13 protein-coding genes are annotated in these 15,351 nt (G+C 31.1%); 9 read left to right on the top strand and 4 right to left on the bottom strand.

What is annotated here, in order from left to right:
- Positions 1-164: 164 nt before the first annotated feature.
- From JX000_RS11645 to JX000_RS11630, 4 genes are all read left to right on the top strand, one after another.
- Positions 165-1,274 (top strand): NAD(P)/FAD-dependent oxidoreductase, encoded by a 1,110-nt coding sequence (locus tag JX000_RS11645; protein WP_124228266.1) that lies wholly within the window; start codon positions 165-167, stop codon positions 1,272-1,274.
- A complete protein-coding gene (locus JX000_RS11640; protein ID WP_206140735.1) occupies positions 1,268-2,608 on the top strand; it encodes a ferrous iron transporter B in 1,341 nt (446 codons plus the stop codon). Before JX000_RS11645 ends, JX000_RS11640 begins: the two co-directional genes overlap by 7 nt.
- A gap of 14 nt (positions 2,609-2,622) precedes the next feature.
- The gene (locus JX000_RS11635; protein ID WP_124228200.1) at positions 2,623-3,552 is read left to right on the top strand and encodes a CobW family GTP-binding protein; all 930 of its coding nucleotides are present in this window, start codon (positions 2,623-2,625) and stop codon (positions 3,550-3,552) included.
- 293 nt (positions 3,553-3,845) lie between these two features.
- Positions 3,846-5,030 carry an acetyl-CoA C-acetyltransferase gene (locus JX000_RS11630; protein ID WP_124228201.1) on the top strand — a complete coding sequence of 395 codons (1,185 nt, stop codon included), beginning with the start codon at positions 3,846-3,848 and terminating at the stop codon, positions 5,028-5,030.
- A 1,121-nt stretch (positions 5,031-6,151) separates the two neighbouring features.
- Here the strand turns inward: JX000_RS11630 and JX000_RS11625 are convergent.
- Complete coding sequence (locus JX000_RS11625; protein WP_124228202.1) at positions 6,152-6,868, bottom strand: nuclease-related domain-containing protein; 717 nt, start codon at positions 6,866-6,868, stop codon at positions 6,152-6,154.
- Between the two features lie 107 nt (positions 6,869-6,975).
- On the opposite strand from JX000_RS11625, the gene JX000_RS11620 reads away from it, so the two are divergent.
- Genes JX000_RS11620 through JX000_RS11610 form a run of 3 tightly spaced genes read left to right on the top strand, consistent with a single transcriptional unit; the run spans position 6,976 to position 9,895 of the window.
- Positions 6,976-8,535 (top strand): UvrD-helicase domain-containing protein, encoded by a 1,560-nt coding sequence (locus tag JX000_RS11620; protein WP_206140734.1) that lies wholly within the window; start codon positions 6,976-6,978, stop codon positions 8,533-8,535.
- Between the two features lie 6 nt (positions 8,536-8,541).
- Positions 8,542-9,246 (top strand): DarT ssDNA thymidine ADP-ribosyltransferase family protein, encoded by a 705-nt coding sequence (locus JX000_RS11615; RefSeq protein WP_241005005.1) that lies wholly within the window; start codon positions 8,542-8,544, stop codon positions 9,244-9,246.
- Entirely contained in the window at positions 9,236-9,895 is a 660-nt protein-coding gene (locus JX000_RS11610; protein WP_124228205.1) for a DarT1-associated NADAR antitoxin family protein, read from the top strand. Before JX000_RS11615 ends, JX000_RS11610 begins: the two co-directional genes overlap by 11 nt.
- A gap of 401 nt (positions 9,896-10,296) precedes the next feature.
- On the opposite strand, the gene JX000_RS11605 is transcribed toward JX000_RS11610, so the two are convergent.
- Positions 10,297-11,664 (bottom strand): MFS transporter, encoded by a 1,368-nt coding sequence (locus JX000_RS11605; protein ID WP_206140732.1) that lies wholly within the window; start codon positions 11,662-11,664, stop codon positions 10,297-10,299.
- A 111-nt stretch (positions 11,665-11,775) separates the two neighbouring features.
- On the opposite strand from JX000_RS11605, the gene JX000_RS11600 reads away from it, so the two are divergent.
- On the top strand, positions 11,776-12,450 hold the full coding sequence (locus JX000_RS11600; RefSeq protein ID WP_145506168.1) for an ArsR/SmtB family transcription factor: 675 nt from the start codon (positions 11,776-11,778) through the stop codon (positions 12,448-12,450).
- A gap of 142 nt (positions 12,451-12,592) precedes the next feature.
- Here JX000_RS11600 and JX000_RS11595 read toward each other — a convergent pair whose 3' ends face one another.
- Positions 12,593-13,297, bottom strand: a complete 705-nt coding sequence (locus tag JX000_RS11595; RefSeq protein WP_124228208.1) for a CHAP domain-containing protein — start codon at positions 13,295-13,297, stop codon at positions 12,593-12,595.
- 835 nt (positions 13,298-14,132) lie between these two features.
- On the opposite strand from JX000_RS11595, the gene JX000_RS11590 reads away from it, so the two are divergent.
- Positions 14,133-14,339: a DUF6440 family protein gene (locus JX000_RS11590; RefSeq protein WP_124228209.1), complete on the top strand. Its 207-nt coding sequence runs from the start codon at positions 14,133-14,135 to the stop codon at positions 14,337-14,339.
- Between the two features lie 251 nt (positions 14,340-14,590).
- Here JX000_RS11590 and JX000_RS11585 read toward each other — a convergent pair whose 3' ends face one another.
- Positions 14,591-15,334 (bottom strand): cyclase family protein, encoded by a 744-nt coding sequence (locus JX000_RS11585; protein WP_049425374.1) that lies wholly within the window; start codon positions 15,332-15,334, stop codon positions 14,591-14,593.
- Between the last annotated feature and the right edge of the window lie 17 nt (positions 15,335-15,351).

Raw genomic sequence — 15,351 nt, 5'->3', positions numbered from 1 at the left:
TAAATTTACTTTATTAGTGGATTTAGTATTGGGTTATTTATGTTCATTAATGATAAAAGAATTGAGAGATATATTGAATTTTTAATAAGATAGGTCTATAATTTATAAATCGTAATTGTTTCGATTTAAATCTGAAAATAAATATCTCAAGGAAGTGTTTAATGATGCAACAACATCGAAAGTTAGTCATTATTGGCGCAGGTGCTGCGGGTATCGGCATGGCTATCACATTGAAAGATTTTGGTATAGATGATTGTTTAATATTAGAAAAAGAAGAGATAGGTTCATCATTTAAACAATGGCCTAAGTCAACTCGTACCATTACGCCATCGTTTACATCTAATGGATTTGGTATGCCAGATATGAACGCTATTTCTAAAGAGACGTCACCTGCGTTCACTTTTAACCAGGAACATGTATCTGGGGAAACGTATGCGAAATATTTAGAAGTTGTGGCTTATCACTATGGTATCAGTATTCAAACTAACACTGCTGTAACGCAAGTCTCTATGGAAGAGGGTCTATATCTCATCAAGACAACTCAAGGTGATTACACGGCAGATTATATTTTTGTAGCTACTGGTGATTTTCAATTTCCAAACAAACCATTTAAGTATGGTATTCATTATAGTGAAGTGACTGACTTTAATGAATTCGATAAGGGAGACTATGTTGTGATTGGTGGTAATGAAAGTGGTTTTGATGCTGCGATTCAATTAGCTAAAAATCAGTCGACGATTTCATTGTATACACGTACGACCGGTCTAAATGATGAAGACGCTGATCCAAGTGTAAGGTTATCACCTTATACACACCAACGCTTAAGCCAAGTAATCCAACAAGGTGCGTTGATAGAAATGAATGTGCATTATAGTGTTTCAGAAATTAATTATCAAGACGGTAGGTACTATATTTATTTTGAAAATGGTCATGAAGTACAAACCGTGAATGAACCTATTCTTGCTACCGGATTTGATGTAACGCAAAACCCTATCGTTCAAGAATTATTCGAAACGACAAAGCAAGATGTGAAATTAACACTTCAAGATGAGTCGACACGCTATCCTAATATTTTCTTAATAGGTGCTACAGTTGAAAATGATCATGCCAAGTTATGTTATATCTATAAATTCAGAGCGCGATTTGCTGTATTAGCACATGAGATTGCACAGAGGGAAGGCTTACCGGTCAATCATCAAGTCATAGAATCATACCAAAAGAATCAAATGTACTTAGATGACTATACTTGTTGTGATGTGGCGTGTTCATGTTAGAAGTGAAATATGATTTGAAGCGTGGGTATCATGATGCGATTCCCGAAGATACTCATCTCTTAACCATGCAACATATATCAAGATTGACATCTGCTGAAAAAGCTTTATTAAAATCAACGATTATCAAGAACAAATTGGATATATCTTTATTGGAGAGTGTAGTGTCTACTTCTCAACATAGTCACTATGTTATACAACACCTTGAGCAATTTCAGAAACAGCGACAACATCAAACACCGAATATCTTACAAATGATACTTGGCTGGTTGATGATATTACTCATGTTCGCATTGCCTATTGGTGTTGCATATCACTTTTCAGATTGGCTACAAAGTCATTATGTCGAACATTGCATTACCTTTTTAGCTTCATTAGAATATTTCCAAAATGGTATCATGCAACATATTTTCTTCGGAGATTATGGTGTGTTATCGCTAGGGACATATTCATTTGTATGGGCATTACCTGTAGTGGTGTTAATCAGTTTGTCTTCAGCTATCGTTGAACAAAGCTATTTAAAGGAGTGGATCACTTGGGCAATTGAACCCACGATGATACGCATTGGATTAAATGGAGAAGATATCATTCCTTTATTAGAAGGATTTGGATGTAATGCTGCGGCTATTACACAAGCAGGTCATCAATGTCATGCTTGTACCAAAACACAGTGCATGAGTTTGATTAGTTTTGGAAGTTCATGCAGTTACCAAATAGGAGCGACGTTATCTATATTTAGCGTAGCAGGTCATTCGTGGCTATTTATACCTTATTTAATATTAGTATTGGTGGGTGGCATTATCCATAATCGATTATGGATGAGGACAAACCATCACCCATTTGCAATTCAAACTGTTAATAGGTCCACCATACACTTGCCTTCTATGCGACAATTGAGTCAACAAATTTGGGGTAATATTTGCATGTTTGTCATTCAAGCTATGCCAATCTTTATCACAATCTGTTTCATTGTTAGTATCATTTCCTTAACGCCCGTTCTATCGCTCATTTCACATGTATTCATGCCAATATTGATGTATTTAGGTATTCCCAATGAATTATCTCCAGGTATCTTATTTTCCATGATTAGAAAAGATGGCATGTTGTTATTTAATATGCATCAAGGTGCTTACATTCAACAATTGTCTGTCATACAACTATTGTTATTAGTCTTTTTTAGTTCCACATTTACAGCGTGTTCTGTCACGATGACCATGGTATTTAAACAACTTGGATTGAATGAAAGTTTTAAAATGATAGCAAAACAAATGGTGACATCACTTAGTATGGTTATCATTATTGCAACCATTGCTAAGCTTATAGCAATTATGAATTAAAAGGAGTGGCTAAGATGGATATTGTGATCATAGGAGGGTTTTTAGGTGGTGGTAAAACCACATTATTGAATCATCTCGTGTCTGAAGCGGTGGCACAAGGGTTACAACCAGCGGTAATTATGAATGAGTTTGGTAAGCAAAGTGTGGATGGTCAATTAATTGATCAAAAGATTCCTTTAAATGAGCTTACTGAAGGCTGTATTTGTTGTGCAATGAAAGCAGATGTTTCAGATCAATTGCATCAACTATATTTAGATTATCAACCTGATATTGTATTTATTGAATGCAGTGGGATCGCAGAACCACTGGCAGTTGTAGATGCATGTTTAACACCCATCTTAGCACCATTTACTAGTATTAAACATATGTTGGGCATTGTAGATGCACAAATGTATCAATCGTTAAAATCTTATCCAAAAGATATCCAAGGTTTGTTTTATGAACAATTGAGTCATTGTTCTCACTTATTTGTGAATAAAATTGATTTAACACATGTGGATGTTACTAGCCAATTATTAAAAGAATTAGAAATTATCAATCCAGAAGCAGATATTCAAGTAGGTATGTACGGTCGAATCACTTTGCCTAAGTATACAAAAACTACCGATAACAATGTACAAATGACAAAGACTAAAATAGACCATCAATCACTTCATAAAGGTATTCATCATCAATACATCGATGTACCAGTCAAATGTACCAAACTACTGTTTATAGATTATTTAGACGCCTTACCGTCAAATATTTATCGTATGAAAGGATTTATTCAATTCATAGACCAACCGCATACTTATTTAGTTCAATATATGCAAGGCCAGTTTGAATTAACGCCAGTAGCATTTAAGAAAGAAGTCCCGCAATATTTGGTGTTAATTGGTAAAAACATACAATATGACGATTATCGTCAATTATGTAATAGTAACGATATGGAAATAGGTTATTAAAGTATAAATAAATCCCCATATAGACATGAAGATAACTTAGTTGTTATCTTTATGCGTTATATGGTTTTTTTAGTTATGACTGTTTCTCGTTAGGGTCTTTGTGGTAAATTTGAATAGAATTTTGGTAAAATATGAATAATGAGTGAACTAGCGTGTTAATAACTATTTTTCATTACCAGACATTATAATGTATTGATCAACAAGGCATTTTTGTGATGAAAAAAGTTGCTTTATTCATTAATGAAATTGACATAGTATATCTTTATATAATTTAAAAGGAGATGAGCTAACTTATGTCTCGTATCGTATTAGCTGAAGCATATCGTACACCAATTGGCGTGTTTGGAGGTGCTTTTAAAGATATCCCTGCCTATGATTTAGGTGCTACTTTAATTAAACACATTTTAAAAACAACTCAAATTGATCCAAATGAAATTAATGAAGTGATATTAGGTAACGTTTTACAAGCAGGTCAAGGACAAAACCCAGCTCGCATAGCATCAATTAAGGGTGGTTTACCTGAATCTGTTCCAGCGTTTACAGTAAATAAAGTCTGTGGATCAGGATTAAAATCTATTCAATTAGCGTATCAATCCATTTTAGCGGGTGACAATGACGTCGTATTAGCAGGTGGCATGGAAAGTATGTCACAATCACCGATGCTTATGAAGAATGCACGTTTCGGATTTAAAATGGGTAACCAAGCGTTAGTTGATAGTATGGTAGCAGATGGATTAACAGATGTATTTAATGATTATCATATGGGTATTACGGCTGAAAACTTAGTCGAAAAATATAGTATTAGCCGTGAAGCACAAGATGAATTTGCTGCTCAATCACAACAAAAAGCAGAGGCCGCTCAAAATAGTGGTGCTTTTGATGCGGAAATCGTTCCAGTCGAGGTACCACAACGTAAAGGAGAGCCTATTGTCGTATCAGAAGACGAAGGTATTAGAAAAGGCACAACTGCTGATAAATTGAGTCACTTAAGACCCGCCTTTAAAAAGAATGGCTCAGTAACAGCTGGTAATGCATCAGGTATTAATGATGGCGCATCAATGATGTTAGTAATGACTGAAGAAAAGGCAAAAGAATTAAATATCAAACCTATCGCTATTTTAGACGGCTTTGGCACTAGCGGTGTGGATCCATCTATTATGGGTATTGGTCCAGTAGACGCAGTGAAAAAAGCACTACAACGTACAAATCAATCTATTGAAGATATCGATGTTTTCGAACTTAATGAAGCATTTGCATCACAGGCTTTAGCAGTAAATCAAGAATTACAATTACCTGTTGAAAAGGTCAATACTAAGGGTGGTGCTATTGCTTTAGGTCATCCAATAGGTGCCTCAGGTGCACGTATATTAGTGACACTGTTACATCAATTAAACGAAGAAAAGCAATCTGGTATCGCTTCATTATGCATTGGTGGCGGACAAGGTATTGCGACAGCAGTATCTTATTATAAAGGTTAAGGTAAATTTCTAAAGTAACGGTTAGGGCATGATTAGCCTTAACCGTTTTTTATGAATTAGAAATAAATGAGTAAAATTATTAATAATTAAACTAAATCTATAGACTGTGTGAGCTTATTTAAAAAGAATATCGATTCAGAAATTGGACAAACATGATTCAGTAAGTTATACTTTTACAATATTGTTTGAAAATTTCAATTTCAGAAAACTAAATTTAAATCCGAATTTATTTTAAGAATAAAATGAATTTGTATATACATTTTATAATTTTGATGTTATACTCACCATAGTTTGTTTGGTAAAAAATCTTGTTTTTTTAGCCTATGTATACCTGTTCAGTATACATAGGTTTTTTTATGGAATGAATTTACAATTTAAGTACCATTACAAAAAATAAGTCCTAAAATCACTAATTTAGTAAATAAGCTTTGCGAAAACAATATCTTACTGGAGATGATGATTATGAACTAATATAAACATATAACTATAGAAGAGTGTGAAAGAATATTATTTCTTAATGATAAAGTTTTCACTTATCTAATAGTTATAATATGATTTATCACGCTATTCATTTAAGATGATTAACCCGTTTAAGTAAGTCATGGTAATCGTAGGTGTATCAGATTGCTTAGACATAGAGACAAGGTTAGGCATATTAAAAATCATCTAGAAATAGTGGGAAATTAGAATAAGATATTCAATACACGAACGACCTCAAGTAATTATGAAAGAGATACAACTCGGGTGATTGAGAAGCTCTTTCTGTCATTGGAAGAATTGGTAAATCTTGTCTCATTAGATTAGTAAATCGGAAAAATGTTTTTTACTTTGTGGCATGGCCTAAAAGAAACCTGGCTTTGTTAAGCAGAAAACTGTAGATTTACTTGTAAATTACCCAATGGTAAACGAGTATCTATAACAAGAGACAGATGCAAATATTTGTCTGAACATTCAGAAAAATATACTTAGAGCTAGATTTTTAAGTTTATAAGTCGAATACTCGTAAACAACTTAATTGGAAGACATCGGTTGAGTTCTTAGAAGATAAGATATTACACTTAATTTGAAAGGACATAAAAAGCGGTCCTTCAAATTAAGTGTTTTCTTAAAATCCAAAATAATTATTTTATATGATTTTCGATGATCTTGCAGTAATTATTAAAGATTGTTTCATTCATATTTTTCTTGTTTTTTGGAGAATTTATTTTACTTTTTATAAAATCTAGTAACATTTCTTTATTGTAGACACATCCAACATATTTATCTTCATTACCAATATATACATTATAATCACCTTGATAGTTGAAATAAACTATTGGATTAATGAATGGTAAATTAAGTGTTTTTTGAAGAAATGTTGCGCTAGTCATTGTCTGGATATAAGGATGACCATATGTATTAAAATGAAGAACATCATCATCGCTATCTAAAATAAATGTTTTATAGGACTTATTTTCAGCATCGTATATATACTTTTCCAGTCCTGACATATTATATTTCTTCAAGTCATCTCCGCTAAAGTTATAATAAATATCGCCTTTCCAATATTTACTTTCTACCATAAATATACCTTTATTAGTAATAGCCAAATGATCTATTTGACGATTTTTGTTACATTTTAAATCATAAATAACTAAATCATCATATAAACTATACATAGAAATAATTGAATCGTTTTTTAATGTGGTCATTATCTCTTTTAACTGTTGAGAGGTTATTTGTTCACCTCTATTAGTAGGGGCATTTATTCTCTTCTTTAATTGATTATTTTCTTTCTTTAGATTTTCATTTTCTGATCTTAATTTATTAATTAAATTTATATTAGATGAATTTTCCATGTTATCCCACCTTAATAATTCATAGTTATTAAATAAATGTTATACTCATAATATATTATATCATTTTATTTTATAATTATTAATTTGAAACAAGGGAGATGTGGTTTATGACATTACCTAACTTAATAGGACTTCAAACTCAAGTTCTATATATGTCTGATAATCAAAGTCTTTTTATCAAAGGTAGTGCAGGAAGCGGTAAATCTTTATTAGCGTTATATAGAGTTTATTGGCTTGCGAAAGTTCATCCAAATGAAAATACATTACTATTAACGTTTAATAAAGCTGTAAACGTAGATATGCAAAATAAGTTAAAACAAATTGCTTTTAGTAGAAATGAAGAAGTTCCAAGTAATTTATTAGTTTATACATACCATCAATTTATGAGAAAGGTTCTTAAAAAATTATGGAATCACTTTGGTAGCAGTCTTGAGGGTTTATCTAAGTATATTAAAGATGATAATGGTACTACAAAAGTACGACTTTATAATTCTTCGAAATTAAAAACAGAAATTATTGAAAAGGCACTTGAAGAAACTAGGAAAAAGTACCCAGAAGAAGTAACTTTACAAAGACCGGTTACTGTTTTTTTTGATGAAATATCTTGGATACAACGTATGGCTATTAAAGATGAAGAAGAGTACTATGAAGCAGATAGAATTGGTAGACAAGGAACTAGAATAGAAAGGGCTAAAAGGCATTATTTTTATGAGGTTTATAAACTATATATAGAAAAAAGAGAATCAGATGAATATTTAGCTTTTTGTGACTTTGATGATATAGGTACCATTATAAGAAATCTACTCGATAACTGCCCAGATAATCAATTCATCGAAAATGTTCTAAAGTTAAACCATATTGTTATTGATGAATTTCAAGATTTTTCCTCTGATATGTTAATGACCATGAATAAATTGTTGAAGGAAAAAGGCACGTTAATGCTATTAGGCGATATTAAACAAGGAGTATTTGGAAAAAGAATTTCATTTAAGTCTCTAGGAATAGAATTAAATAAATATAAAAATTTTGAATTAGAATTTAATTATAGAAATACTAAAGAAATTAGTGATTTAGCTGAAATAATAGTAAACTCTGAGTATTTTGATAAAACAAATGAACTGTATTCTAAAACGATTAAAGGTGCAAGAAAGGGCCGAGTGCCTAAAATTTATAAATATAAAGATGAAAATGCTGAACTAGCTGCAATAGTTAGATATATTAAAGATTATTTAAATAAGCATTATGAATCAGTTAGTGTTGGTATTATTGTTCCAACATCAAAATTCAATAATACAAAAACATATTTAGAGAGTCGTCAAATTAAAGTAAATAATTTTAATGAAATATCAAATGATAAACAGAAAAATAAAGTGTATTTTGGCACTTATAAGCAAGTTAAAGGACTAGAGTTTGATGTTGTATTAATGCCGTTTATGAATAGAGAGAATTTTTTAAGTCAAGCGAGATCTTATAATGAAGAGTTAGATATTGATGATGATATCGGTTTAGAAGATATAGACGCAGATATTTTGGAAATAGAATTAGCTCAGTTATATGTAGGTGTCACTAGAGCTAGAAACGAATTGTTTATAACTACAACTGGTGAACTGACTCCGTTATTACCATCGGAAACATTTAAACAATATATTTTTGAAGGGAGTAACTAATTGAATATGTATCAAAGTATTATATCTAACCGTCATATTACTAGACTTTGTCACTTTACTAAAACTAAAAATTTGCCGTTTATTTTAGGGAACGGAGAAGATAGCAATAATGGAATAGTGGCTAATCAATATATAACTGATTTATCTTTTCTTGAAAAAATAGACCAGAATAGATTTGATAATCATGAGGATTTTATATGTACATCCGTTCAATATCCGAATTGTCTATATTTTTCAACAGCAATTTCTAAAAACGAAGAAAATATATTTAATGAATGGGTAATTCTCGAAATAGATCCGAGCATAATTAATGATAATAGTAAGTTTTGTCCTGTTAATGCTGCTACAAAAAATGGTAGTTTAATAAATTCAGGTGTTAATTCTTTTAAGGGGCTATTTGATTCAGTGGTGTCAGGCAAAAAAGAAATCAAACGTAATATATTTTATCCAGATAATACACCAACTAATATACAAGCTGAAGTGTTAATTTACAAAATGATAGATAAAGCTGATATCAAAGGACTGATTTTTCCAAGTAAAAATATAGCCCAAAAAGAATGTTTAAGATTAGAATTATGCAATATCGACTTAAATGAATTAACTATTAAAGTATCTCAAGACCTATTTGATAAAAAACGTATGCTAGATTTATTAAATAATGGCGAAACGCCTAAGGAAAGGATTTTAAATAAAGAAGATTATGGCTTATAGATATGTATATATTGTTGATCAAGAAACTAAAAAGAATAAAAAAATTAAAGTTGAATTTACGTGGCATTCAGGATTTTCGAAAGAACAAAAACAAAAAAATATGATATCTTTACATCAAACTTTTTTAGAGCGATTTTCTAACTATAAAATATTAGAAGTATCTACAAAATCAAAAGTTGATGTTGGTGTAAAAGCAAGTGCATTTAATTTAACTATTGAAACAAAGAAAGGAAATACATTTTCAGTAGAAGAACTATTTCAGACAAGCAAAGTATATAAAAAAAATGGTGATCAATCCCATTTGCTTAAAGATAATGTTGATATTCGTGAAATCAAACGTAAATTGAGAGAGATAAATGAAAATGATGAGATGATTAGATATTCATGTTTTAATCAAAATTTTCCTTTAGAACCTAGGACACTTTTTTACAATTGGCTATACATTAATGTATTAAATCGAAATGAGCAACTTGCTAAAGAAGTATTAAAATTTGACGCTTTTACTGATATAGAATTTAATCCGAAACGTTCATATAATTGCCAAGCTGAAGCTTGCTCTATATACGTATCCTTAGTTCGAAGAGATTTACTTGAAAAGGCATTGAATAGCGTAGAGAACTTTAAAGAAATTGTGTATGCAGATGTATAACATTTAGTTTAATGAATAAAAAGTTATGGAGATTTTTCTGGATAGTGAATTAGAAGATGGGAGTGGGACAGAAATAAAATTTATTTCGTTGTCCCACCCTGGCAAGGTTGACTAGAATTAAAAAGTTTATAATTAACCAAATTAGTTGTATCGAAACTGTTATGGCAAACTGATCAATCAATAACCACATCAATGCTTTAGTTTGTTTTAATGTTTCACTAATTAATTCATTAAATATAGAATATACAACTAAATTTAGTATTGATAATAGCCAGAATAAGATTACAATTCATCAAAATATCCACGATATATTCATCTAATTTTTTCCTTTTATCTTTACAATAACATTTATATTATATTTAAATGAGACACGTAATTTTCAAATATATAATTAATATACTTCATTTATTTTTTAATATTCTCAATAAAAAGGGGATTAGTGCTAAAAAAAGTGATAATGATGCAAATAACCAAGCATGACTTGTCCCACTTATGAGTTTGTCTGAATTTGAAGAATTACTAATAAATAGCGAAGTAACTGCTGTATAAAAAGCAATACCTATATTTTGAACCATTCTTTGCGTAGCTCCAACTGTACCTTGAATGTCTTGTGACACAGTTTTCATGATTGCTGATGTATTAGATGGTAAGAAAAAACCTCCACCTATACCATATAGTAATAACAATAGACTTATTGTTATAGGGTTTAACATATATTGTAATAATCCTAAGTTGGTATATGAAACAATCATAATAAGTAACCCTATAGTCATTAAGATAATATTGCCAATACGATAAATTAATTTACCAGTTACTTTTGAAATAATTACTAATCCTAAAGGAGATGTCAAATTCACTAAGCCTATTTGCCAAGATGAAAGATGATTAACTTTCTCTAAAGCATAGGGAGGAATGATAAACCCTAAAGATGTTGTACCTCCAAAAACAAATATTGCAAATATAGGAGCTGAAAATGATAAGTTTTTAAATAAATGTAAATTGATAATAGGATGATTCGTTTTTAGCTCCCATACAATAAATAAACAAAAAACAATCATAAATAATAAGAAATTCCCATATACTGATATATTAAAAATAGAGTGGGAAGACCAAGACGTTAAACTTATTAATAAACAAAATATAGATATAAATAGTAAAAAGTTCCCTCGCATATCTAAATGAATAGATGCACTTTTTTGCTCTTTAATATATTTTTTTAAAAGCAAAGATCCTATTAATCCTATAAAAATAAAGGGAATATTGATCCAAAATATCCATCGCCAATTACCTATAGATATTAAAAGACCTCCGATACTTGGTCCTAAAACAGGACCTATACCTAATAGAATACTTAGAGTCCCTAATGCTGGTCCTTGTCTATCTTCAGGAATAGTTGTAGTAATAATTGCTGTAGCAGTTCCTTGTAGCATAGCAGCGCCAATACCTTGTAAACCACGAAACACGATTAATTGCATAATACTATTTGAAAATCCGCAGAGAATAGAAGCGATTAAAAAAGTAGTTAATCCCAAACTATATATATTTAAGCGACTGTATTTATCACTTAATCTCCCAAATATTATAATTGTACCTGTTAACAATAAAGTGTACAGTGTAACGCTCCAAGTAATAAAAGAAGGAGTGACATTAAAAGATTTTGATAAAGTCGGTAATGCGACATTGATAATTCCACTATCAAGAGTAGATAAAAACATTCCTATTCCTGCTGTAAAAACAACTAAATGATCGAAATACTTAGAAGAATACATCTGTCATACCTCCTTATTTAACTAATTTAATCATACCGATATAATATTTCGTTGAACACCGAAATATTATATCGGTATGATTGAGTTGTACTAATAGAAAGGGTGTATTATATGTATGAAAATTTTGCTGATAATATTCTCCTTATTGGACATAAGACACGTTTAACTATGCTAATTGAATTATCAAGTGGTAAAGCACTTCCAGCTGGAGAATTAGCTAAATTGGCGGGTGTAAAACCTCAAACAGCCAGTGAACATCTTTCAAAATTAGTAGAAGCTAATTTAATTTCAGTTAATACGTGGGGACGACATCGGTATTATAAAATTGATAATGATAAAGTAGTGGATGCTATCAATGCTTTAGCTGTGATATCTCCACCTATGAATAGCAAGTCGTTAAAAGAAACAACAAAAAAAGAGAAGTTATCTTATTGTCGTACTTGTTATGGTCATATTGCTGGGAAAGTAGGAGTTGAATTTACTGATTCATTGCTACGTAATGATTATCTTGAGGAGTGTGAAGGTTATTATAAATTAACTGAAAACGGAAAGGTATGGTTAGGACAATTAGGTCTTGAAACAGAAAGGAATTTATATACTAAGCCTATTCCAAAACATTTAGATTGGACTGAAAGAAAATATCATATAGCAGGACCTATTTCTTTGAAAATAACTAAAAAGTTAATTGAATTGTCTTGGTTACAAGTAACGGAAGTAAATAGATGTCTTAAAGTAACGAGAAAAGGGGAAGAATCTTTTAAAACACAATTAAATATGATTACTTAATAAAAGTTACTAATTAGATCCCTATAAAAATGCCCTTACTGTTTCGTAAAGTAAGGGCATTTTGTGTATTAATTAATGTTAATTATTTCTTCTTTTTAACAGTTTTATAATAGGTGCTGTTTCCATATATCTAATCTCTCAATTATGATAAATGAATATAGTTATAAGATTTAGCTTGGCTTGCAGAAATGTTACGAGTGTCTGTTACAAATGGTCCTCCCGAATAGTTCATTTCTGAAACGGTTACTGAACCATCACTACTGACGCTTTCTACATAAGCAACATGGCCATAATTACCCGCTGATGATTGTAAAATAGCACCTTTTTCAGGTGTGTGATTTACAGTATAGCCATCTGCTTGTGCTGCACTTGCCCAATTGTTTGCATTGCCCCAAGTAGTACTGATTTTGCCTCCGACTCTATCGTAAACGTACCATGTACATTGTCCAGCAGTGTATAAGTTGCCAGATGTAGATGATGTGGTTTGTTTTGATGTTGATGTAGTTGTAGATGAACTACTTGATGATGAACTGCTATTTGATGAAGTGGAATGTGTTGTGTTGCTATTATGATTGAATGATTGCTGTTTGAATTGTGGTTGCTTGTACCCGCTAGGTTGATGGTAAGATTGTGGATGCCATTGCCCATTCATTTGATTATAATTTTGGTTGTCTTGATGGCTAAATTGTCCATTAAATCCTCTAGGGTTTTGTTGGTGAAATTGCCATTGTTGTTGAGGTGCTTGATGATGATTATATTCTGCAGCATCTGCATGATTGTCATTTATCCCAAATAATGACACGCCAATACCAGCAGTTAGAGTTGAAATTGTAGCGATTTTTTTCATAATAAAATGTCCTCCCAAAAGTTGTATGTCTACCATAGATTAAAGTAGCGAAAGGCAGCATACATTACCGTTTTTACTTAAAAATTTCGTTGCGAACAACGATAAGCTACACTCTAACAGAACAATTGATAATGATGGTCAATGTTACGATTTCGTAATTGAAATTCAATTCACCTGAACAACACCGTAATAATAGAGTTGGCAATATTACTTAGTGTAATAAAACGTGAAGTAGTGATGTTTGCTATGTTAATTTTTTGTTTTGTAATTATTGAATTAGCTTGAACGTTACAAATGATTGTAATAAATGTAGGAGGATGATGTATTATAAAACCACGATAATGAGCCGATATTCTGATTTGAAAAGTAAAAAAGCACTCATCAAAGAGTGCCGTTTGATTTAAAAGAATGTGAGTAGTATGAAGATGATGAAAAAAATGCTAGTGAAAGTAACTTCTTTCCAATTTTTCTCAATGGTATATGCCCCCACGGAGAGTAATAGACCAATAAGGATAAAAATATTATCTACTGATTTTAAGTGGGATCCTCCATAAATACTATCTAATATAATACGAAGAATAAAAATGAGCACGCCAATTATGATTAGCGCTATACTAACCAATTTTAAGTAACGGGATATTTTTGTACTATTTGTCTTTTTGTCATTTATATTGTTAGAACTCATATGCGCCACCCCCATATAATAAATTTACCACTCTATTATTATTAATATTCACAATAAAAGAAATTGAAAATGATGATTGAATAATAAGATGTTTCAGATAATAGTTAAGTGAAATAAATAATTAGAGAATGATTAAGGAGGGCTTTGTACATGTTTAATAATAAGAAATCAGATGATCGCTTTGATGTAGAAAAGGTCTCAAAAGACTCTAATATGCGTTGTTATGTATTGACTGATAAAGAAACAGGCATTCAATATCTTGCTACTTGGGTGAGTACAGGTGGTGGTATTACACCATTATTAGATGAAAATGGAAATGTAACTAAAGTAGATACTACTTCATTGAAAAATGATTAATTTTTTATAGGAGGTATTACTTTGTTACTTATGGTTATAAGCGGCTTCGTAACCATTTTTATTCTATTTAGTATAAGTAAATTTTTTAAAGAAAATGAGAAATAAAAACTGCAACGGCAAGCTTGTAATTCAAAACAAGTTGCTGCCGTTGCAGTTATTTATATATTAGAATACTTTTGTCTATATTAAGATGAATGAGTCATGTCGAATTTATTTTAATATCAACACTATGCATATGTCCTTTTAATAAATTAAGGTTTAATTGCAAATGCTCGAACTGGGAAACCAGGTGCATCTTTAGGCTTAGGACTTATTGCATAGATAACCGCACCTCGGGTAGGTAGTTGATCTAGGTTTGTTAACAGTTCGACTTGGAATGTATCTTGGCCTAAGACATAACGTTCACCAACGATATCACCATTCTTTGCAATGTCTACAGATGCATCGGTATCAAATGTTTCATGACCGATAGATTTGATATGACGTTCTTCAATTAAAAACTTTAATGCATCTAATCCCCAACCAGGTAGGTGTTGTTGACCTTCAACGTCTTTGTTTTCAAATGATTCAATGTCCGGCCAACGTTTTGACCAATCTGTACGTAAAGCTACAAATGTGCCAGGTTCGATCGTTCCATTTTTTGATTCCCATTGTTCTAGGTGCTCACGTGTAACAATAAAGTCTGAGTTTTGAGCAACTTCTTGTGAAAAGTCTAAAACAATCAGTGGTAGCACCAATTCCTTTAAATCTAATTCTTCAAGGTATCTCTGATTTTCAACGAAATGAATAGGGGCATCGATATGCGTACCATATTGTGTGACGATATTCCATCGTTGAACATAAAAACCATGTTCTTGAACTGTGAATAACGTAGATACTTCACCTTTTTCAAAATCACTGAATCTTGGAATATCAGGGTCGAAAGTATGTGTTAAATCGACCCATTTAGATTCTTTTAACTGATTTAATTGATCCCATAAAGGATAGTTTGACATAAGCATCATCCTCAATT

It is taken from the genome of Staphylococcus sp. SB1-57 (assembly GCF_017086425.1).
Taxonomy (GTDB): domain Bacteria; phylum Bacillota; class Bacilli; order Staphylococcales; family Staphylococcaceae; genus Staphylococcus; species Staphylococcus warneri_A.
Note: the sequence above shows the minus strand (reverse complement) of the source record. Positions and strands in the feature narration are given on the sequence as shown.

Excerpts from the sequence above, each read along its gene's own strand:
- JX000_RS11645 (WP_124228266.1), top strand. The coding sequence starts at position 165 with ATGCAACAACATCGAAAGTTAGTCATTATTGGCGCAGGTGCTGCGGGT.
- JX000_RS11640 (WP_206140735.1), top strand. The coding sequence starts at position 1,268 with ATGTTAGAAGTGAAATATGATTTGAAGCGTGGGTATCATGATGCGATT.
- JX000_RS11635 (WP_124228200.1), top strand. The coding sequence starts at position 2,623 with ATGGATATTGTGATCATAGGAGGGTTTTTAGGTGGTGGTAAAACCACA.
- JX000_RS11630 (WP_124228201.1), top strand. The coding sequence starts at position 3,846 with ATGTCTCGTATCGTATTAGCTGAAGCATATCGTACACCAATTGGCGTG.
- JX000_RS11625 (WP_124228202.1), bottom strand. The coding sequence starts at position 6,868 with ATGGAAAATTCATCTAATATAAATTTAATTAATAAATTAAGATCAGAA.
- JX000_RS11620 (WP_206140734.1), top strand. The coding sequence starts at position 6,976 with ATGACATTACCTAACTTAATAGGACTTCAAACTCAAGTTCTATATATG.
- JX000_RS11615 (WP_241005005.1), top strand. The coding sequence starts at position 8,542 with ATGTATCAAAGTATTATATCTAACCGTCATATTACTAGACTTTGTCAC.
- JX000_RS11610 (WP_124228205.1), top strand. The coding sequence starts at position 9,236 with ATGGCTTATAGATATGTATATATTGTTGATCAAGAAACTAAAAAGAAT.
- JX000_RS11605 (WP_206140732.1), bottom strand. The coding sequence starts at position 11,664 with ATGTATTCTTCTAAGTATTTCGATCATTTAGTTGTTTTTACAGCAGGA.
- JX000_RS11600 (WP_145506168.1), top strand. The coding sequence starts at position 11,776 with ATGTATGAAAATTTTGCTGATAATATTCTCCTTATTGGACATAAGACA.
- JX000_RS11595 (WP_124228208.1), bottom strand. The coding sequence starts at position 13,297 with ATGAAAAAAATCGCTACAATTTCAACTCTAACTGCTGGTATTGGCGTG.
- JX000_RS11590 (WP_124228209.1), top strand. The coding sequence starts at position 14,133 with ATGTTTAATAATAAGAAATCAGATGATCGCTTTGATGTAGAAAAGGTC.
- JX000_RS11585 (WP_049425374.1), bottom strand. The coding sequence starts at position 15,334 with ATGTCAAACTATCCTTTATGGGATCAATTAAATCAGTTAAAAGAATCT.